This window comes from Caballeronia sp. dw_276, assembly GCF_018449635.1.
GTDB lineage: Bacteria > Pseudomonadota > Gammaproteobacteria > Burkholderiales > Burkholderiaceae > Caballeronia.
Genome location: NZ_JAAVUV010000003.1, coordinates 326,226 through 346,782, shown reverse-complemented (window position 1 = coordinate 346,782; position 20,557 = coordinate 326,226). Strand labels below are relative to the sequence as shown.

Genomic DNA, 20,557 nt, shown 5'->3' with positions numbered 1-20,557 from the left:
GCTTCGAGAAGAAGTTCAATCCACCGCATTCGATGGCGCTTCGCCAAACGGCAGCGCGACGACATCGGATACGAGTCCCAGACCGCAAACCCCGAACCGGTCGAGCAACGCCTGAACGCCTTCGGCCGGCACCGCGCGAGAAAACAGAAACCCCTGTGCCTCGATAGGTCCAAGCCGCGACAGCCACGTGATTTGCTCTTCGGTCTCGGTGCCTTCCACGACTACGGTCAGCCCGAGCGATCGCGCCAGATTCACGATCGCCGAAACCATCACGCAAACGCTTCGATCATGCGGAATGGCCTGGATAAACGACCGGTCCACCTTGAGGGTATCGACGGCAAAACGGTTCAGGTATGACAGTGACGAATACCCGGTGCCGAAGTCATCCAGCGCGATCCGCACGCCGAGCCGCTTCAACGCCGCAATCTTTTCCGCCACGATATCCGGAAACTCCATCATCACGGTTTCCGTGATCTCAAGCTCGAGCTTGCCCGGCGCGATGCCGCTTTCGCGAATGGCGGCCGCCACCGTTTCGAGCAAATCGCCGCGCCAGAACTGCACCGCCGAGATGTTCACCGCGAGCGACAACCCGTCATACCCTTGGCCCTGCCAGATGGCCAATTGCCGGCACGCGGTATGAATCACGAAATCCCCGATCGGCACGATCAAGCCCGTGCTTTCCGCGACCGGAATGAATTCGTTCGCGGGGATCAGACCGTGTTGCGGATGGTTCCAACGGGCGAGTGCTTCGAAGCCGGTGATGCACCGGCGCGTCAGGTCGATCTTCGGCTGGTACGCAAGGAACAACTGGTTTTGCGCGAGCGCGACCCTTAATTGCTGTTCCCACTTCATCAAATGGTCCGCGCGATGCGACAACTGCGGCGAATAAAACTGGTAGCAATTCTTGCCCGCGTCCTTCGCGCTGTACATGGCGAGATCGGCCTTTTTCAGCAGGTCGATTTCGCTTTCGCTCGATACCGAATACAACGCAATGCCCACGCTTGCATGCAGCACGAACGCGCTGCCGCGGACGTCGAAGGGCGTGGCGAACATATGTGACACCGCTTCGGCCATTTCGACGGCCTGCCGCTCGACATCGGCGCCTTTCACTACGACCACGAACTCGTCGCCGCCGATGCGCGAAAGCGTGCCATGGTCGCCGACGGTTTCCGCGAGCCTCGATGCCGTCATCTGCAGGACGATGTCGCCGGCATTGTGGCCGAGCGTGTCGTTGACGGTCTTGAAGTTGTCGAGATCGATGAAAAGCAGCGCGAGGTGACCCACGTTCTCGGGTTTCACCACATCTTGCCTGAGCGTCTGCAGCGTTGAATAACGGTTGCGCAATCCGGTCAGCAAATCATATTCAACCAGATGCGTCATCTCGCGCTCGCGCCCGAGCAGCTTGCCGATCAGGCCCGTCGCCACCGCGAAGAAGCCGAGCATGGCAAGCGAGATGAACGTTGCCATCAGCAGATAGACGCGGCGCGTGTGGTTGAAGTCGGTGAACTCCTCGGCCTGCGAAAGACCTACCAGCACGCCGAGCGGATAACCATCGATATGCCGGTACGAAACGATGCGCGTGACGTTATCGATAGGATCGACGTAGATACCCGACGCGTGATCTGACGTCGGATACACGCCGCTTGCAGTGAAGACGCTCGCCGAGTCGCTGCCGGGTTCGCCCATTCTCATCATGCGGCCGTTGGCCTTCGACGTGAACGAACCCGCGCCGGTACTGCGCGCCAGCACGGAGCCGTTATCCGAGATCACGGCAACGACGCCTTCACGACCGATCGACGCAACGTTATAAAAATCACTCGTGAAATAGCTGGGGTTTTCCGAGACGACCACCACGCCCGCAAACGAGCCATCGGGATGATTCAGGCGCCGCGTGATCTGCAGCGTCCATTGACGCGATACGCGGCCAAGCACCGGCTTGCTGATATACAGCAAGTCATCGTTCGATAGCGCGTGAACCTGGAAATGCTCCCGATCCGACAGATCGACGGGTCTGGGTTTCGATTCGGCGGTGGTCGCGGTGAGGATGCCGTGTTCATCGATAAGAGACACTTGCACCAGCGTGTCGCTTTGCACCACGCCTTTTTCAACCGTGCTCGCCAGGTTGAACTGACCCGGCGTCTTCTCGAACTCGTATTTGACGAAACGGGTGATCTGGTCGACCTGGTGGATCGCCTTGATCGTGTGCTGTTCGAGCGCCGAAGAAAGGATGGCGGCTGATGCCATGGACGCGTGCGTCGCCGCTTCGCGCTCGACCGAAAGCCGCGCGAAGATGACCGTCCAAAGCAGCACGAGCACGAGCGCCCCTAGCGCGGGGATGGCGAACAATGCGCGACGCCTGCGGGGAAAGTCCGCGTGTTTCATGTCGCGTGGCGTTCTGGGCCGTGATCGGTTCATGGGTTCGGTCAGTTCATGGACCCGGTGACGTAGTGGCGGGCGGGTGGTCCGGATCAAATTGGCGGTCCGGTGGTCCGCTGCTGACTCAATCCAGTTCGTGGCTCAATCAAAACTGGATGCGTCTTCGAAATCGTTTGCAAGTTTGCGCAAATTGCTCCACGCGCATCTTGCATTTCTTACAGTTATTTATTGAATATGGATACTTAAATCTCGCAGCATGTAGGCTTCATGCTCGAAGCCGCAGCTCAGATATTACCAATGCGGGCCGGCTTAGATATTACTGAAGGCGACCCGTTTAAGGAAGCTCAGAGGTTCGATGGCGCATCGAGGTATACGCGGATAGGCTGAAACGCCCGCCTGGTAAGCCTCAGCGCCATGAAACGTTGTTTCGCAGATGCGATTTATCGATATAAAAAGCATCCGGATTCACCATCCCGATGCCGGGCGGCATCGGGGAAAACAAACGCGTGTAATAAACGCGGCGTTCGAAAACGCCTTTAACGTTTAATTCTTGACCGTTCAGGCGACTTCGGCGATCAATTCAATCTCGACGCATGCGCCAAGCGGAATTTGCGCCACGCCGAAAGCGGAGCGGGCATGCTTGCCGCGCTCGCCGAACACCTCGGCGATCAGTTCGGATGCGCCGTTCGTCACCAGATGCTGTTCGGTGAATTCGAACGTTGAGTTGACGAGGCTCATTACTTTCACAATCCGCGTGACCTTGTTGAGGTCGCCCACGTGCGCGTGCAGCGTCGCGATCAGGTCGACGGCAATCGAGCGCGCAGCAACCTGGCCTTCCGCGGTCGTGAGCGTTGCGCCCAGTTTGCCCGCCCACACCTTGCCGTCCTTCTTCGCAATGTGGCCGGAGAGGTAGACCGTATTGCCGCTTTGCGCACTCATGACATAGGCAGCGGCAGGAGCGCCGGCTGTCGGCAATTCAATGCCGAGTTCCTTCAGCTTGTCGTACACGTTCAGTTGAGCCATGTGAGTTTCCCTTGAAATGAGTGGTGAAAATCAAACCTGCGCGCGAATCAGCGCGCCGAGCTTTGCAACGCCTTCGTCGATCTTGGCCGGCGGCACCGTCACGAACGACAAGCGCAGCGTGTTGTGCTCGGCTTCGTTCGCGAAGAACGGTCCGCCAGGGACGAACGCGACGTGTTGCGCAATGGATTGCTCGAGCAGTTTCATTGTATCGATGTGCTGTGGCAGCTTCACCCACACGAACATGCCGCCTTCCGGCCGGTTCCACTCCACGCCCGCCGGCATGTGCTTTTCAAGCGATGCCAGCATGGCCGCGCATTGATCCCGATACAGCGCGCGGATCTTCGGAATATGCGTTTCGAGGAATCCGTCCTTCACGACCTCATGCACGATGCGCTGTGTGAGGCTCGGCGTATGCAGGTCGGTTGCTTGTTTGGCCTGGACGAGTTTGAAGTGCAGTTCCTCGGGCGCGATGATGTAACCCACGCGCATGCCCGGCGACAACACCTTCGAAAACGACCCCAGATGCACGATGTGATCCGGCGCCATGGAAAGCATGGTCGGCAGCGGCGTACCGGCGTAGTCGAGCGCGCCGTACGGATCGTCTTCGATCACCGGGAACCCGGCACGTTGCGCAAACGCGGCGAGCGCCGTCCGGCGTTCGAGCGACAAGCGACGGCCAGTCGGGTTCTGGAAATTCGGCTGCGCGTACAAGAGGCGTGCGCCCGCGGTAAGCGTGGTATTCAGCGCTTCGGGAATCAGGCCGTGTTCATCGGTTGGAACTTGTACGTAGTTCGGCTCGTACATTGAAAACGATTGCAGCGCGCCAAGGTAGGTCGGCGTTTCGACCAGCACGCGGCTCGCCGGATCGATCAATACCTTGCCGAGCAGATCCAGCGCCTGCTGCGATCCGGTCGTGATCAGCACTTGCGAAGCACGCACCGACGCGCCATTCACCGAATACCGTTGCGCGACCCATTCGCGCAGCGGCAGATAGCCTTCGGTCGCGCTGTATTGAAGCGCGGCGGCCGGACTGTCGCGCAGGATGCGGTCACACGCCACGCGCATCTCTTCGACGGGAAACGTCGCCGGCGAAGGCAATCCGCCCGCAAACGAAATGACCTCGGGACGCTCCGTGACCTTCAGGATTTCACGAATTGCCGAACTGGTGAGCTTTCTAGCGCGTTCGGAAAGTTGCCACGGCTGGGCTTGAAGGTCGGCTTGATTCATGGGGTCCTCGGTCGGTCTTGGTGGGCGGTACGGGTCAGTCGGTCAGGGGCGCGGCGGATGCTTATTATCCCGCCGCCTCAATGTTCTTGGTGCTCTTCGTGCTGCCCGGTTTCGCCGGGCATTGAATCGCTTGCGGTTTCCATATCTTCAGCGGCTTCGGTTACGTCTTCCGCCTTCTTGCTTTTCGCGCGCCTGCGGGCGGGTCTGGCGGCGGCTAGTTCAGCTTGCCTCGCTGCCTGCATTGCGGCTTCGATTGCCTCGGAGGTTTCACCCATCGTGACGATGGAGCCATCCGGCAGCTCGAATTCCGCGACCAGAACCGGCGCGCCTTGCGTCACTTCGACGTTCATCAAATGCGATGTGCCGAGCCACGCCATCTGTTCCAGGAGCAAATGCGCACGCGGATGAAACCCCGTCATCGACTTCACCGCAATACCTGTTTCAGGCAACGATGCACTCGGATGCCGCGCCGTATCCCATTGGATCAATGAGGGCAGAAGTCCATTGCCGGAACCTTGCCATGCGGGAAACGAGCCATCGTCGGGCACGGTCAGGTTCCAGCTGTTCGTGCCGCGCGACATGGCTACGACGGGCGCGATGCGCTCAGGGTATTGCGCCTGCCAGCGCGTCAGCAATTTCGGCCGATCGACGCGCGCGACCCAATGCACGAGTTGCGGGCCCGTTTCGAGCCGTTCGAGAAACGCGGGGTCATCGAGTGCGAAAAGACGAGCGTGCGGAGATTCCGTGGCGGCTGCAGCGGGATCGATTGCGATCACTTCCAGATATGCGCCGCCCCAGAGGTTGAGTAAGCGGTTATGCGTGCGCATCAGCGGATGGGCGCCGCCCTCGCTCGTCTCCACGCCCAGTTTCGCGGCGATGAAACGCGCGCCTTCTTCAAGCGTGCGGGCGGCGATCACGAGATGGTCGAGTTGCAACGGCGGAGCGGTCATGGTGCACGGACAACGTAAATACGACGTGAATGAGATGCGTGGAAAACCACGGCCAAGCTCGCCAGCATACCCGTTTCGCCTGGCAGCGCGGTCGCATTAGCCATTCGGCCGGGTATTCGGTACTCACCAGGATCTCGCTGCAAGGCTACAAAAGCGGCCAGATTAGCATCAGCGCGATCTTAAAATGTATCGGCTAGGACCGTGACAGTAACGGTACAATCTATCCGATACTTCTCGGTACAGTCACCGCACGCATTCATCCGATGGAGCCCGGCATGTCCGTTCCGCTCGACCAGATTCCCGCCCCGCACGGCGCGCCGCAGCTTACGCTTGTCGACCAGCTGGTTCAGTGGGGACGGCGCCGTATTGATGAAAGGGTGTTTCGCCCCGGCATGCGGATGCCGTCGATCCGCAAGCTCGCCGTGGATAAAGGCGTGTCGCGCTTTACCGTGGTCGAGGCGTACGAACGGCTGGTCGCGCACGGTTATCTGGATTCACGCCGTGGGTCCGGGTTTTTCGTGCGCGACCGCAGCGGCTCGAACGACGCTCACGTGCATCCGCAATCGGCCAGCGAACCGCAGCCGGTCACGAGCACCATCGACGTGGTCTGGCTGCTGCGCAACATGCTGCATACGTCGAGTCCGGCGAAGGGGCCGGGCATCGGCTATCTGCCGTCCAGTTGGCTGAACGGCGAATTGCTAACCGGCGCCCTGCGGTCGATCAGCCGGCAAAGCGGCGGGCAAATGCTCGGATTCGGCACGCCGCAAGGCTTCCTGCCGCTGCGCCAGCAGTTGCAGACACGGCTGGAAGAGCTGGAGATTGGCGCATCGACGCAGCAAATCGTGATGGTGTCGGGCGTGACGCAAGCCATCGACTTGATTGCACGCGTGTTCGTCAAGCCGGGCGATACGGTGATCGTGGGCGACCCTGCGTGGTTCCAGATGTTCGGCCGCTTCATCGCGCAAGGCGCGCGGCTCGTCGGCATGCCGTACACGCCCGACGGCCCCGATCTCGATGCCCTCGAAAATCTCGTGCAGACGTGGCGTCCGAAGATGCTCGTGATCAATTCGGTCCTGCAAAATCCCACGGGAACGTCGCTTACGGCAGCGCAGGCTTTTCGGATTCTCCAGCTTGCGCAGACCTATGATTTCATCGTCGTGGAAGACGATATTTACGGCGACCTCTGCCCGACCAACTTCGCGGCCACGCGTCTCGCAAGCCTCGATCAGCTCAAGCGCGTGATCTTCCTCAACAGCTTTTCCAAGACGCTCGCGCCGAATTTGCGCGTGGGGTACATCGCGTGCGCGCCGGAAGTGGCGAATGCAATTGCCGATCAAAAGATGCTCGTTGGCATGACCAGTCCGGAACTCAACGAGCGCGTCTTGTACAAAGTCCTCACCGATGGCCACTACCGGCGGCACGTCGAGCGCCTGCGCGTGAAACTCGATGGCGTGCGCGAGAAGACCGTACGCATGTTCGAAAAAGTGGGCTACAAGCCGTATCTCGTCCCGGCGGCCGGCATGTTTTTATGGGCCGATACCGGCGTGGACTCGGAAGGTCTCGCGGCCTTCGGGCACGAGGCCGGGTTCCTGTTGACGCCGGGAAGCCTCTTTTCCCCGCATCAACTGCCGAGCACCTGGATGCGCTTTAACATTGCCAATTGCGGCGATCCAGGGCTGCCTGCAATGCTCACCGAATACGCCGATCGCATGGGTTAGGACGGATCGGGCCGCAGTGGCGCTTTGAACGGCGCCCCTTGAAATTCCCGACGGCGACCTCATGTGTCGCAGAATTCGCGCGGTGTTTTTCCGCACCGCTGCCGCTTAAAACCCGTCAACACTAGACAAAAGAGGAACCGACCATGGCACAAGAAACCATGAGCTTTCAGGCAGAAGTGAAGCAACTTCTGCATCTGATGATCCATTCGCTCTACAGCAACAAGGAAATTTTCCTGCGCGAGCTGATTTCGAACGCATCGGACGCGGCGGACAAGCTGCGTTTCGAAGGCATCGAAAACGGCGCGCTGTACGAGAACGATCCGGATCTGCGTATCCGCATCTCGTACGACAAGGCGGCGCGCACGATCACCATCGACGATAACGGCATCGGCATGAGCCGCGACGAAGCGATCGCGAACCTCGGCACGATCGCGCGTTCGGGCACGAAGGAATTCTTCTCGAAGCTCTCGGGCGATCAGCAAAAGGACGCTGCGCTGATCGGCCAGTTTGGCGTGGGCTTTTATTCCGGTTTCATCGTCGCGGACAAGATCACGGTTGAAACACGCCGCGCCGGGTTGCCGGCGAGCGAAGGCGTGCGCTGGGAAAGCGCGGGCGAGGGCGATTTCGTGGTCGAGCAGATCGAGCGCGCGCAACGCGGTTCGAGCATCACGCTGCATCTGCGCCCGGAAGAAGACGAGTTCCTGTCCACGCACAAGCTGAAATCGGTTATCCAGAAGTATTCGGATCACGTCGCGCTGCCCATCCTGATGAAGCAGGAAGAATGGGACGCCGAGAAGTCCGAGATGGTCACGAAGGACGAAGACGAGACGGTGAACCAGGCAAGCGCGTTGTGGACCCGCGCGAAAAGCGACGTCACCGATGAGCAATACAAGCAGTTCTATCAGCACATCTCGCACGATCACGACGAACCGCTCGCGTGGACCCACAACCGCGTGGAAGGCCGCAGCGAATACACGCAATTGCTGTATGTGCCGAAGCACGCGCCGTTCGATATGTGGAACCGCGATCATCGCGGCGGGCTGAAGCTTTATGTGAAGCGTGTGTTCATCATGGACGACGCCGAACAATTGCTGCCGGCGTATCTGCGTTTCGTGAAGGGCGTGGTGGATTCGGCCGATCTGCCGCTCAATGTATCGCGTGAAATCCTGCAGGAAAGCCGCGATGTGAAGGCGATTCGCGAAGGCGTGACGAAGCGGGTTTTATCGATGCTGGAAGAAGTGGCATCGTCGTCCGCGGAAGCCACGGATGACGCCGATAAAGCCAAATACGCGTCGTTCTGGAAAGAGTTCGGACAAGTGTTCAAGGAAGGGATCGGCGAGGATTACGGCAATCGCGAACGCATTGCGAAGCTGTTGCGGTTTGCATCGACGCATACGGATTCGTCGTCGGAACAAACGGTGGCGCTGGCCGATTACGCGTCGCGCATGAAGCCCGAGCAGACGAAGATCTATTACGTGACCGCCGACACGTGGCAGGCCGCGAAGAACAGCCCGCATCTTGAAGTGTTCCGCAAGAAGGGCGTTGAAGTGCTGCTGCTGACGGATCGTGTCGACGAATGGATGCTCTCGTTCCTGAACGAATTCGATGGCAAGCCGCTGCAAAGCGTGGCGCGCGGCGATCTGGATCTCGGCGCGTTGAACGACGAAGAAAAACAGGCGCAGGAAAAGGTCGGCGAGGAACTGAAGCCGCTGGTGGAAAGCATGAAGGCCGCGCTGGAAGGCAAGGCCAAGGACGTGCGCCTGACGTTCCGCCTGACCGATTCGCCGACGTGCCTCGTTGCCGACGACGGCGACATGAGCGGTTATCTGCAGCGCATGCTGAAGCAGGCCGGTCAGGCCGCGCCGCAAATGCAGCCGATTCTGGAAGTGAATCCGGAACATCCGCTGGTGAAGAAGCTCCACGCGGATGATCCGAATTTCAGCGACTGGTGCCATCTGTTGTTCGATCAGGCGATGCTGGCCGAAGGTGGATCGCTGGAAGATCCGGCGAGCTTTGTGAAGCGGACGAATGCGTTGTTGCTGGCGCGATGAATTAAACAAGCTTGACGTTGTGGATGCGCCCTTCGGGGCGCATTTTTTTTTGTGCCGGCCCAAGCGGGGTAGCAATTCGTTAGTTCGGTAATCCGCGCGCGGGATCAAGCGCGGATTATCGAAAACGATCAAGCCGTTCCGGGAGCGACTCCGGAACGGCTTGTTTTCATTTGGCTTTGCGTTCCTTGTTCGCCTGGGCTACCACCGACGCCGCCAGCGTCTTGGTCTCTTTCGAATACTTGTCGCTGTGAAGAACGAGTGAGGCCTTGTGCTCCATTTGCGCGCCGGTCTGATTTTTCGTATGCGTTTGCGATAAAGCCGATGCTGCCAGACTCTTTGCAATCGCCGAAGCCTTCGGATCATGCAGCGTATGCGATGCGAGCGTAGCGACGGCCTTCGACGTTTGTTTTGTATTCACCGACATGTCTTTCCTCTCTGGTTGATTGATTGCCGGTCATCTCCCGACCGGTCTCCAAGTCTTCCCCGAGCCCAAGCTGACATCTATACGATTCGTCCTATTTACACGCCTGGTTTTATAATCTCGCGCATGCTGAATACCCTTATTGCGGCGCCCGGCGACTGGCGCATTCGTCCGCTTCCCGCTTTCACCGCCGACCAGAAAGACTGGCTTACGCGCGGCGGCTCGCTCACCGCGCATCTGCGTAAGCTCGGCGCCGTCACCGTCGATGTCACCCGCGAGACCGTGAGCCAGCCTTGGCGCGACGAATCCAGCGCGTTGAACATCACGCCGCGTACGCCCGTGTGGACGCGCGAAGTCGTGCTGAACGTGGAGGGCGTGCCGTTCGTCGCGGCGCACAGCATCGTGCCGCTCGATGTCAGTTCGGGCGTGTGGCAAGCGATCCGCCGTTTGAGAACGCGTCCGCTGGCCGAGCTTTTATACAGCGACAGCAGCGTGTGGCGCTCGCCGCTGACGTCGCGCAGGATTACGGCACGTGATCCGCTTTACGCACTCGCGGCGGCGCAAGTGCATCGTGAAACGCCGCACGCCTTCCTTGCGCGCCGTTCTGTATTCGTGCGAAAAAGCGCGCCGCTCATGGTCACCGAATGCTTTCTGCCGGCGCTCTGGTCGTTCCTTGAGCGCCGCGAACCATGCTGAAAGGCTTCCCGCCCATCGCCGATGAAAACACGCACACGCTGATACTCGGCAGTTTCCCGGGCGTTGCATCGCTCGATGCCGCGCAGTACTACGCTCATCCGCGCAATCAATTCTGGCGTCTCGTGGGAACGGTGATCGGCGAGCCGTTGAGCGAGCTTCCCTACGGCGAGCGTGTTCTCAAGTTGCTCGAACATGGCATCGGCTTGTGGGATGTGCTCGCGGCGTGCGAACGGGAAGGCAGTCTCGACAGTGCAATTCGCAATGCAAACCCCAATGACTTCGCGTCGTTTCGTCGGCACGCGCCAGGTTTGAAAAAGCTCTGCTTCAATGGCAAGACATCGGGCCGTTTCGAGCCGGTGATTCGCGAAGCGGGCTACGAAACCCTCGTCCTGCCGTCGTCGAGTCCCGCGAATGCTATCCTCTCGTTCGATCAAAAATTGCGCATCTGGCGCGACATCCTTAAATGACCCAATTAATCAAACGCGCGTCGGCTGAAGCGCGCGCGTTCGGCAAGCGCCACGACAAGAAGCACGATAAAAAACGCGCCAAGCGTGAACGCGATGACGACCTCGAAAACGCGCCGCGTATCGATGCCCCGCGCAAACCGCGCTTCGCGCCCGTGACGTTCTCGGAAGAGGGCGGCGTGCGTTTCCTGCATTTCGGCACCGAATGGGTGCAGGGCGCGATGCGCCTGAAACGGCCCAATCACATCGAACTCGAATACGCGCAGCAGATGATGGCGTGGCTGTTGTTCATCGAGACGCCCAAACGTGTGGTGCAACTCGGTCTGGGCGCGGCGGCGCTCACGAAGTTCGCGCACGCGTTCCTGAAGCGCGCGAAGGTCGAAGCGGTCGAGCTGAACCCGTCAGTCGTGATCGCGGCGCGCACGATGTTCGAGCTGCCCAACGACGACGCACGTCTTACCATCCACGAGCAAGATGCCTACGATTTCGTCAATGACGCGGCGAATCACGGCAGCATCGGCGCCTTGCAGATCGATGTCTACGATGCCACCGCGCGCGGCCCCGTGCTCGACAGCGTCGCGTTCTATCGTGCGTGCCGGGCTTGCCTGACGCCGTCGGCGGGCGTGGTGACGATCAACCTGTTCGGCGATCATCCGAGCTTCGTGCGCAACATGAAGCGCCTGAACGAAGCCTTCGATGGCCGCGTGATCGCATTGCCTGAAGTCCACGATGGCAACCGCATCGCCATTGCGTTTGCGGGTCCCGGGCTCGACGTGCCGTACACGCAACTGGAACAACGCGCGAAGCTCATCGAAAAGGAACTGAAGCTTCCCGCACGTCAATGGGTGAAGGCGTTGGCGATCAGCGCCGAAGCCGGCGATACCCCCAACTTTTCCATCTAGCCTGACGACGAACCCGAAGCCATAACAGCGGCCCGGAAAGCCAAAATTACATAATGCTTTCTTGGTCCATTACGGTTCGGGTTCGCCCTGCTTGACCGGCTTTTATGCGTCCATATACTCCACGTGTTATTTCGGGGCGCTATTTAGGCTGGCGCTTTGCCACACGCCGTGCAAGTCCGTGCATCAAGCCGCGCAGCCGCTAGCCGAGCAGCAATTTCAAGAGAAAAGAGGAGACCGTCATGGCTCAAGATGCGGTGACCGCCACTGGGCAGGTCCGCAACAAACAGTGGCTTTGGCTGCTGATACTTCCCTGGATCGCCGTTGTCTGGGTGCCGTTTTACAACAAGATCGAACCGGTGCTCTGGGGCTTTCCGTTCTTCTATTGGTATCAGTTGCTCTGGGTTCTGATCAGCGCGGTTATAACCGCCGTGGTCTACAAGAAAACCAAGCCCATCCACAGTGCTTCCAAGCTCACGCCCGGGAGCCCGCGATGATGAACGCCACCGCAACCTTCGTCTTCGTCCTGTTCTTCATAGGCGTGACGATCCTGGGTTTTGTCGCCGCTCACTGGCGCAAGGCCGACCTTGGTCAACTCGATGAATGGGGCCTCGGCGGCCGTCGCTTCGGCACGATCGTCACGTGGTTCCTGCTGGGCGGCGACCTGTACACCGCATACACGTTCGTCGCGGTTCCGGCGCTCGTGTTCGGCGCGGGCGCAACTGGCTTCTTCGCGTTGCCGTACACCATCCTGATCTATCCGTTCGCGTTCGTCGTGTTCCCGAAGCTGTGGTCGATATCGAAGAAATTCGGCTATGTCACCGCCGCCGACTTCGTGCACGCCCGCTACAACAGCCGCATGCTCGCGTTGGCGATCGCCGTCACGGGTATCGTCGCCACGATGCCGTACATTGCGTTGCAGCTGGTCGGTATTGAAGTGGTGATCGGCGCGCTCGGATTCGATACCAAGGGTTTTGTCGGCGATCTGCCGCTGATCATCGCGTTCGCGATTCTCGCGGCCTACACGTACACGTCGGGCCTGCGCGCGCCGGCCATGATCGCGGTCGTGAAGGACGTGCTGATCTACATCACGATCATCGCCGCGATGATCATCATCCCCGCGCAGCTCGGCGGTTTCGGCGCGATCTTCCATGCGGTCGATCCTGCCAAGATCCTGTTGAAGGCGCCGGATGCATCGAGCCTGAACGGGTATAGCGCCTATGCAACGCTTGCGGTCGGTTCGGCGCTTGCGCTGTTCCTGTATCCGCACTCGGTGACGGCGGTGTTGTCGTCGAAATCGGGTAACACGATCCGCCGCAACATGGCTTTGCTCCCGGCGTATTCGCTGGTGCTCGGCTTGCTCGCGTTGCTGGGTTATATGGCGCTGGCATCGGGCGTGAAGGACATGCCGGAATTCGCGCCGTACTTCAAGGCGTACGGTTCGAACTTCGCAGTCCCGGCGCTGTTCCTGCATTTCTTCCCGTCGTGGTTCGTGGGCGTGGCGTTTGCGGCGATTGGTATCGGCGCGCTGGTGCCTGCCGCGATCATGTCGATTGCAGCGGCCAACCTGTACACGCGCAACGTGCATAAGGAGTTCGTGAACACGAACATGACGCCGGAGCAGGAAACCAACGTGGCGAAGCTGGTGTCGTTGCTGGTGAAGGTCGGCGCGGTCGTGTTCATCCTGGCGCTGCCGCTGACGTACGCCATTCAGCTGCAACTGCTCGGCGGGATCTGGATCATCCAGACGCTGCCGGCGCTGGTGCTCGGCCTTTACACGCGGGTTCTGGATCACCGTGGTTTGCTGCTTGGCTGGGCTGCGGGGATTGCCACCGGCACGTGGATGGCGGTATCGCTGAAACTGGCTGGATCGATTTTCACGATCCATCTGTTCGGCTACGCCATTCCCGGATACGCCGCGGTATGGGCACTGGTCGTGAATCTGGTGGTATCGATTGTGGTCAGCATTCTGGTGCGCGTGATCGGCCTCAAGCGCTCCGATGACCGCACGAGCCCCGAGGATTATCTGGATGTAGCGGAAACCTGATCCTCGACGAGCCGAAAGCTGGTAAAACGCCCGTAACGGATGTTGCGGGCGTTTTCTTATTCCGGAGGCCGTTTTATTGTCAGGGTGTAATTCGTTATCCACGGAACCGCATGACCGCAACCGAACCATCCAAGCCCCTTCGAAGCCACACGCGCCGCACGCTGCATGTGCTTGGCTCGCCTTACTTCCGATACCGCCACGCCAAGTACCTTCACGCGGCGCGGGTCGCGCTGGCGCTGCTTGCATCGATCGCGCTGACGTCCGGCATCGATATTCCCCACGGCGAGTGGTCCACGGTGACCTTGCTCGTCGTGATCGGCGGCTTGCAGCATCACGGCAATATCCGCAAGAAGGCGGCGGAACGCGCGGTCGGGACCTTGCTTGGCGCGTCGCTTGGACTCGGGTTGATCCTGCTGCAATCGGTGACGCACTCGACCATGATCACGTTCGGCTTATTGGCCGTCATTGCGGGCGTGTGCGCGTATCACGCGATCGGCAAGCCGGGGTATATCGCGTTGCTCACGGGCATCACTACCGTGATCGTCGCGGGGCACGGGAATTTGTCCATCGATGTCGGCCTGTGGCGCACGCTGACCGTGTTGATCGGCATTGTGATCGCGCTGGCGTTTTCGTTCGTATTGCCGCAATACGCGACGTATTCGTGGCGTTATCGTCTCGCCGATAACATGCGTGACAGCGCGCGGATCTACGGTGCGATCGTGGAAGGGCGCCGCATACCGGTCGAGGTCATGACAAAGCGCTTCGTCACGATGAACGCCCGGCTGGTTTCATCGCGTTCGCTGCTGGCGTCGGTCGCGAAGGAAATCAACGCACCGGTCGCCGTGCTCGAGGACATCCAGCGCCAGCATCGCTCGATCATCACCGCACTCGAAATGATGGCGTCTTCCGTCCCCGACGACGCGCCTGGGTTGGCCGCAAGCGGCCACGCCGAAGAACGCGCCGTGCGTCATACCTTGATGTTGATGGCGCGCGCATTGCGATTCGGACGCGTGGGTTTGCTGCATGCGGCGACCGGGTCGCCGGCTGCCGCCGCGCGACTGGAACGGACCGCGAGCATCGCGGCCGACCTTGCGCCCGATTTGCAGGGCCCATACTGGCTTGCAAAGCGGCTGGCGGAACAAGTGGACCGGCTGCGCTTGCGGCTGATCGAAATCGAGCGGCAATGGAACCTTGAAGGCGCGCAGCCGTTTCATCGATAAAACTCTCAGCTTACTCAGCCGCCGAGATCGTCCATCACGCTGACTATCCACGGGATGCCGAACTTGTCGGAGATCATGCCGAAACCGGTGCTCCAGAAGGTGGGTTGCCACGCCATCCGGACGTTACCGTCCACGCTCAGTGCTTCGAACATGCGTTGGCCTGAAGCGTCGTCGTCGGCGACGATCGCGATGCTGAAACCGGAGAAGACCTGGGGCGCAGCGTTCACGCCATCGGAAGCCATGATGATGCTCGAGCCTATCCTGAACGTGGAGTGCATGATCTTGTCCTGCCATTCGGGCTTCGCGGTCACGCCTTCGGGAGAGTCCTTGAAACGCAGTACGGACAGTGTTTCCGCTCCGATCGCGTGCTGATAGAACACGAGCGCTTCTTCTGTGCGGCCGTTGAAGTACAGATAGGGTTCGAGACGCATTGGCACTCCTTTATCGATGGGCGGCCCTCCGCCCGTCTCAAAAGTCTAGCCCACGCTTAAGGGCTAAAAACGCCCTGCACGGCCTCGACCCGCACAAAAAAAGGCGCCGGCGAAATAGCGCCGGCGCCCGTTTCCAGACACGTAGTCTCTGTATTGCAGCCGCCAAATTACTTCAGCGCTTCGATCAGTTTTTCGAGCTTGATGGCGTCGGCCGCGAAACCGCGAATGCCTTCTGCCAGCTTTTCGGTCGCCATGGCGTCGTCGTTCAGGAGGAAGCGGAAGCTCGATTCATCAACGTTGATCTTGTCGACCTTGTCGTTCGCAACGGCTTCCGGCGACAGCTTGCGCTCGACCTTGTCATTGCTGTCGGCGAGCTTCTTGAGCAGGTCCGGGCTGATGGTCAGCAAGTCGCAGCCGGCCAGTTCGGTGATCTGGTTGACCGTGCGGAAGCTCGCGCCCATGACTTCGGTCTTGTAGCCGAACTTCTTGTAGTACGCGTAGATCTTGCGCACCGACTGCACGCCCGGATCGTTCGCGCCGCCCATTTTCACTTCGTCCCAGTCCGCGCCCGCCGACTTCTTGTACCAGTCGTAAATACGGCCAACGAACGGCGAGATCAGTTGCGCGCCCGCGTCCGCCGCAGCCGCTGCTTGCACCGGTGCGAACAGGAGCGTCATGTTGCAGTGAATGCCATCCTTCTGCAGCGTTTCCATTGCGCGGATGCCTTCCCACGTGGAGGCGAGCTTGATCAGGATGCGCTTGCGGTCAATGCCCGCGTCTTCGTACAGCTTGATGATCTCGCGGCCTTTGTCGACGGAAGCCTTCGTGTCGAACGAAAGACGTGCATCGACTTCAGTCGATACGCGGCCCGGGACGATCTTCAGGATTTCCTTGCCGAATGCCACCAGCAACTGGTCGATGATGTGACCCGTCGACTTGCTCGCGTGATCCTTGACGGTCTTTTCGAGCAGCGGCTTGTAGTCGTCGTTCTGGACGGCCTTCAGGATCAAGGACGGGTTCGTGGTCGCGTCCTGCGGCTTGAATTCGCCGAGTTGCTGGAAATTGCCGGTATCGGCGACGACGGTGGTGTATTGCTTGAGCTGGTCGAGAGCGGAGGTCATATCTGGTCTTCGGCGCTTGGCCGTTGTCAAAGATGCGGAGTGCCCGCAGTGAAAGGGAGTTGCGAGGCCGCTCGTGCCGCAGCGGCGCCAAGGCTTCTGGCAATCGTCTCGCCCAAGAGTGTCATTCTAGTCCTGCTGCGCAATTTAGCGTGAGTAGGGCGGATAGCGGTGATGTTTCCCGCTGCCGCGAACCTGCTGCAATTCGAGTGCCTGTGCCCGAAGAGGTTCCGCAGGCCATTACACGCGGACCTTGTGAATATTTCGCGTCGTCCCGATAAATCTACGCCCGCCGCGCGTTCAGCACAATCTGCGTGATGACGCCGGCGACGAGACCCCAGAACGCCGATCCTATCGATAAAAGCGTGAGTCCCGAAGCCGTCACCATGAACGTGACGAGCGCCGCTTCCCGCTGACGCACGTCCTGCATGGCATTGGTGAGACCGCTCATGATCGAGCCGAACAGCGCGAGCGCCGCGACCGATACCACCAGCGCCTTCGGCAACGACCCGAACAGCGCCGCGATGGTGGCCCCGAATATCCCGGCGACAAGATAAAAGATGCCGCACCAGACGGCGGCCATGTATCGGCGGGAACGGTCTTCGTGCGCCTCCGGGCCGGTGCAGATTGCGGCGGTGATCGCGGCCAGATTGACGCCGTGCGAGCCGAACGGCGCAAGCACGAGTGACGCAATGCCCGTCGTCGCGATCAACGGCGCCGACGGCGTATCGTAACCGTCCGCCCGCAAAACGGCGATGCCGGGCACGTTTTGCGAGGCCATCGCCACCACAAACAGCGGAACGCCGATGCTGACCGCCGCCGCGAGCGAGAAGTGCGGCACGGTGAAGACCGGGTGCGCGAGCGCGACGTGGAACCGGCTGAAATCCAGCAGGCCGAGCATGCCGGCCGCCACGATGCCGACCAGCAGCGTTGTCAGGATCGCGTAGCGCGGCGCCAGGCGCTTGACGGCGAGGTAGGTAAAGAACATGGCCAGTACGAGCGCCGTCTGGAACTGCGCGGCCCTGAAGATTTCAATGCCGATCTCGAACAGGATGCCCGCCAGCAACGCCGCCGCGATTCCGGCGGGGATCTTGCGCATGAGGGTATCGAACCAGCCGGTCAGCCCAACCACGGTCAGCAAGACCGCGCACACGACGAACGCGCCGATGGCGTCCGCATAAGGCACGTTGGGGAGCGACGTCACGAGAAGCGCCGCGCCCGGCGTGGACCACGCAATCACGACCGGCGCGCGAAACCTGAGCGACAAGCCGATCGTGCAGAGCGCCATGCCGATGGAAAGCGCCCAGATCCACGACGAGATTTGCACATCCGACAAATGCGCGGCGCGCCCCGCCTGAAACATCAGCACGAGCGAGCTGGTATAGCCGGTCATCATCGCGACAAAACCGGCGACCATTGCCGAGAGGGATGAGTCGGCGAATGGCCGGAAAGCCGTGGCGGACGGATTCATTTGAAGCCTTTCGAGAACGTTTCGCGCGGATCGTACTCGTGGGAAGGCTGGAAGGGCAGGCACAGTGTGAAAAATAGTGACCGTGCCACTTGAGCGGTTTCTGGTTTATTTGGAAAGCGCGCGCATTGCGCTTTCAAGCCCGGCGAGCGTCAGGCCGTACATGCGTCCGCCCAGAATCTGCCGGATTATCGATACCGACTGGCGATATTCCCAAAGCCTTTCCGGTTCAGGATTAAGCCACGCGAAACGCGGGAATTGATCGGCGAGGCGTCTTAACCAGACTGCGCCGGCTTCGGCGTTGTTGTATTCCACCGACCCGCCGGGTTGCATGACTTCGTAGGGGCTCATGGTGGCATCGCCGACGAAAATCAGTTTTGTATCCGGCGAAAACTTGTGCAAAACGTCGAACGTAGCCGTCCGTTCTCCATGTCTGCGCTTATTATTCTTCCAGAGATAATCGTAGACGCAATTATGGAAGTAATAGAATTCAAGATGCTTGAACTCGGATTTCGCCGCCGAAAATAACTCTTCCACGCGTTTGATGTGATCGTCCATAGAACCGCCGACGTCCAGCAGCATCAAGACTTTCACATTATTGTGGCGCTCCGGCACCATTTTAAGGTCCAGCCACCCGGCATTCGCCGCCGTACTGCGGATGGTGTCCGGGAGATCAAGTTCATCGGCGGCGCCTTCACGCGCGAAACGGCGCAGACGCCGCAAGGCGACCTTGATATTGCGCGTGCCGATTTCGACCTGATCGTCGTAATCCTTATAAGCGCGTTCATCCCAGACTTTGACGGCGCTCCGGTTTCCCGCGGAATCGCCGCCAATGCGAATCCCTTCGGGATTGAAACCGCCATTGCCGAACGGCGACGTGCCGCCCGAGCCGATCCATTTGCTGCCGCCTTCGTGCCTTTCCCTCTGCTCTTCAAAAAGCTCTTTCAGGCGCTCCATGAGCTTGTCGATCCCGCCCAGCGCTTCAATCTGGCGTTTTTCTTCAGGCGTGAAATCGCGATCCAACTTTTTCTTCAGCCATTCGAGCGGAATATCGAGCGCGTTTTCATCGATTGCCTCGATGCCGTGAAAATACGTGCCGAAAGCCTGATCGAATTTATCGAAATATTTCTCGTCTTTAATCAGCGTCATGCGCGCGAGAAAATAAAACTCGTCGATGGACGGCCCGATTACCTGCGCCTTCAACGCTTCGAGCAAGGTCAGGTATTCCTTGACCGATACCGGCAGCCTGGCATTGCGCAACGAATAAAAGAAGTCGATCAGCATGACCGGCGCGCTTAACGATTATTGCGGTTCATGAACAGGAGGCGCTCGAAAAGACTCAGGTCCTGTTCATTTTTCAGCAACGCGCCATGCAGCGGCGGGATGATCTGCTTCTGGTCGGTCGAGCGCAGCGCGTCTGGCCCAATATCCTCCGCGAGCAGCAGCTTGAGCCAGTCGAGCAGTTCGGACGTCGAAGGCTTCTTCTTGAGGCCAGAAACATTGCGCAGCTCGAAGAAGCTTTGCATGGCGGCGGCAACCAGATCTTCCTTGATGCCCGGGAAATGCACCTCGACGATCTGTTTCATCGTCGTGGGTTCGGGGAACTTGATGTAGTGGAAAAAGCAGCGCCGCAGGAATGCGTCGGGCAGCTCTTTCTCGTTGTTCGACGTGATAATCACGAGCGGCCGGTGCTTTGCCTTCACCAACTCGTGCGTCTCGTACACATAAAACTCCATGCGATCGAGTTCGCGCAGCAAATCGTTCGGGAATTCGATGTCGGCTTTATCGATTTCATCGATCAGGAGAACGGTCGGCACGTCGGCATCGAAGGCCTGCCACAGCACGCCCTTCACAATGTAATTGCGGATGTCCTTCACGCGTTCGTCGCCGAGTTGCGAGTCTCGCAGACGCGAGACAGCGTCGTATTCGTACAGCCCCTGTTGCGCCTTCGTGGTCGATTTGATGTGCCATTGCAAGAGCGGCATGCCGAGCGCGGCGGCGACTTCCTCGGCCAGCATGGTCTTGCCGGTGCCAGGCTCGCCCTTGATCAGCAGCGGGCGTTGCAGCGTGATCGCGGCGTTGACGGCGAGCTTGAGGTCGTCTGTGGCGACGTACTGCGATGAGCCTTCAAAACGCATGACGCATCTCTCGAAGAGGGAAAATTGCAGTATAAGTCAGATGCCGTTTTGCCATTGAGCGTCCAAATACCGGGTATTCGGGCATTTTAAAGATGTCCATTGGACACATTGTCGCAGGCCGCCGGGCCTTGATCGGCGGGGCTTTGCGCGATGCAGGCCTTCCCGCCGCGGCCTGTGGACGCAGGGTAGGTCGCGCGGTACAATTAGCGCGATTTTTTTGGCCCGTGTGGCTGTAAATCGGACTTGTCTCAAAGTGATCTTGCGCATTTGAGGTTCGGCCGATTGACCAGTCCCGAGAAAGTCCCGGAAC

General features: G+C 59.8%; 17 protein-coding genes and 1 pseudogene. 8 read left to right on the top strand and 10 right to left on the bottom strand.

The features are described 5' to 3' along the window. Positions 1-15 precede the first annotated feature (15 nt). The 4 genes from HB633_RS07395 to HB633_RS07380 all read right to left on the bottom strand — a co-directional run bounded on the left by HB633_RS07395 (position 16) and on the right by HB633_RS07380 (position 5,576). Entirely contained in the window at positions 16-2,415 is a 2,400-nt protein-coding gene (locus tag HB633_RS07395; protein WP_213777462.1) for an EAL domain-containing protein, read from the bottom strand. A gap of 519 nt (positions 2,416-2,934) precedes the next feature. Further along, complete coding sequence (locus HB633_RS07390) at positions 2,935-3,399, bottom strand: RidA family protein (protein ID WP_213777461.1); 465 nt, start codon at positions 3,397-3,399, stop codon at positions 2,935-2,937. Between the two features lie 30 nt (positions 3,400-3,429). After that, a complete protein-coding gene (locus tag HB633_RS07385) occupies positions 3,430-4,626 on the bottom strand; it encodes a PLP-dependent aminotransferase family protein (protein ID WP_213777460.1) in 1,197 nt (398 codons plus the stop codon). Between the two features lie 77 nt (positions 4,627-4,703). Further along, complete coding sequence (locus HB633_RS07380) at positions 4,704-5,576, bottom strand: VOC family protein (RefSeq protein ID WP_213777459.1); 873 nt, start codon at positions 5,574-5,576, stop codon at positions 4,704-4,706. 275 nt (positions 5,577-5,851) lie between these two features. On the opposite strand from HB633_RS07380, the gene HB633_RS07375 reads away from it, so the two are divergent. Beyond that, a complete protein-coding gene (locus HB633_RS07375) occupies positions 5,852-7,294 on the top strand; it encodes a PLP-dependent aminotransferase family protein (RefSeq protein ID WP_213777458.1) in 1,443 nt (480 codons plus the stop codon). A 143-nt stretch (positions 7,295-7,437) separates the two neighbouring features. Then, positions 7,438-9,345, top strand: coding sequence for a molecular chaperone HtpG (gene htpG / locus HB633_RS07370; protein ID WP_213777457.1), 1,908 nt, complete (start codon positions 7,438-7,440; stop codon positions 9,343-9,345). A gap of 166 nt (positions 9,346-9,511) precedes the next feature. On the opposite strand, the gene HB633_RS07365 is transcribed toward htpG, so the two are convergent. Further along, the gene (locus HB633_RS07365) at positions 9,512-9,769 is read right to left on the bottom strand and encodes a hypothetical protein (RefSeq protein ID WP_200945675.1); all 258 of its coding nucleotides are present in this window, start codon (positions 9,767-9,769) and stop codon (positions 9,512-9,514) included. Positions 9,770-9,892: 123 nt separating this feature from the next. Here HB633_RS07365 and HB633_RS07360 point away from each other — a divergent pair. From HB633_RS07360 to HB633_RS07335, 6 genes and pseudogenes are all read left to right on the top strand, one after another. Then, positions 9,893-10,441, top strand: a pseudogene (locus HB633_RS07360) (chorismate lyase); the annotation flags it as partial. A 14-nt stretch (positions 10,442-10,455) separates the two neighbouring features. Further along, a complete protein-coding gene (locus HB633_RS07355; protein ID WP_213777455.1) occupies positions 10,456-10,929 on the top strand; it encodes a DNA-deoxyinosine glycosylase in 474 nt (157 codons plus the stop codon). Further along, positions 10,926-11,828: a spermidine synthase gene (locus tag HB633_RS07350; protein WP_213777454.1), complete on the top strand. Its 903-nt coding sequence runs from the start codon at positions 10,926-10,928 to the stop codon at positions 11,826-11,828. The genes HB633_RS07355 and HB633_RS07350 overlap by 4 nt, the downstream gene beginning before the upstream one ends. A gap of 239 nt (positions 11,829-12,067) precedes the next feature. Then, positions 12,068-12,322, top strand: a complete 255-nt coding sequence (locus tag HB633_RS07345; protein WP_213777453.1) for a DUF3311 domain-containing protein — start codon at positions 12,068-12,070, stop codon at positions 12,320-12,322. Further along, positions 12,322-13,872, top strand: coding sequence for a sodium:solute symporter (locus HB633_RS07340; protein ID WP_213777696.1), 1,551 nt, complete (start codon positions 12,322-12,324; stop codon positions 13,870-13,872). The genes HB633_RS07345 and HB633_RS07340 overlap by 1 nt, the downstream gene beginning before the upstream one ends. A 110-nt stretch (positions 13,873-13,982) precedes the next feature. Then, positions 13,983-15,092: an FUSC family protein gene (locus tag HB633_RS07335; RefSeq protein WP_213777452.1), complete on the top strand. Its 1,110-nt coding sequence runs from the start codon at positions 13,983-13,985 to the stop codon at positions 15,090-15,092. Between the two features lie 14 nt (positions 15,093-15,106). On the opposite strand, the gene HB633_RS07330 is transcribed toward HB633_RS07335, so the two are convergent. From HB633_RS07330 to HB633_RS07310, 5 genes are all read right to left on the bottom strand, one after another. Then, on the bottom strand, positions 15,107-15,523 hold the full coding sequence (locus HB633_RS07330; RefSeq protein ID WP_213777451.1) for a VOC family protein: 417 nt from the start codon (positions 15,521-15,523) through the stop codon (positions 15,107-15,109). Positions 15,524-15,690: 167 nt separating this feature from the next. Beyond that, entirely contained in the window at positions 15,691-16,644 is a 954-nt protein-coding gene (gene tal / locus HB633_RS07325) for a transaldolase (RefSeq protein ID WP_213777450.1), read from the bottom strand. A gap of 280 nt (positions 16,645-16,924) precedes the next feature. After that, on the bottom strand, positions 16,925-18,112 hold the full coding sequence (locus tag HB633_RS07320; RefSeq protein ID WP_213777449.1) for a benzoate/H(+) symporter BenE family transporter: 1,188 nt from the start codon (positions 18,110-18,112) through the stop codon (positions 16,925-16,927). 105 nt (positions 18,113-18,217) lie between these two features. Continuing rightward, on the bottom strand, positions 18,218-19,393 hold the full coding sequence (locus HB633_RS07315) for a VWA domain-containing protein (protein ID WP_213777448.1): 1,176 nt from the start codon (positions 19,391-19,393) through the stop codon (positions 18,218-18,220). 11 nt (positions 19,394-19,404) lie between these two features. Then, positions 19,405-20,247, bottom strand: coding sequence for a MoxR family ATPase (locus tag HB633_RS07310; RefSeq protein ID WP_213777447.1), 843 nt, complete (start codon positions 20,245-20,247; stop codon positions 19,405-19,407). Positions 20,248-20,557 lie beyond the last annotated feature (310 nt).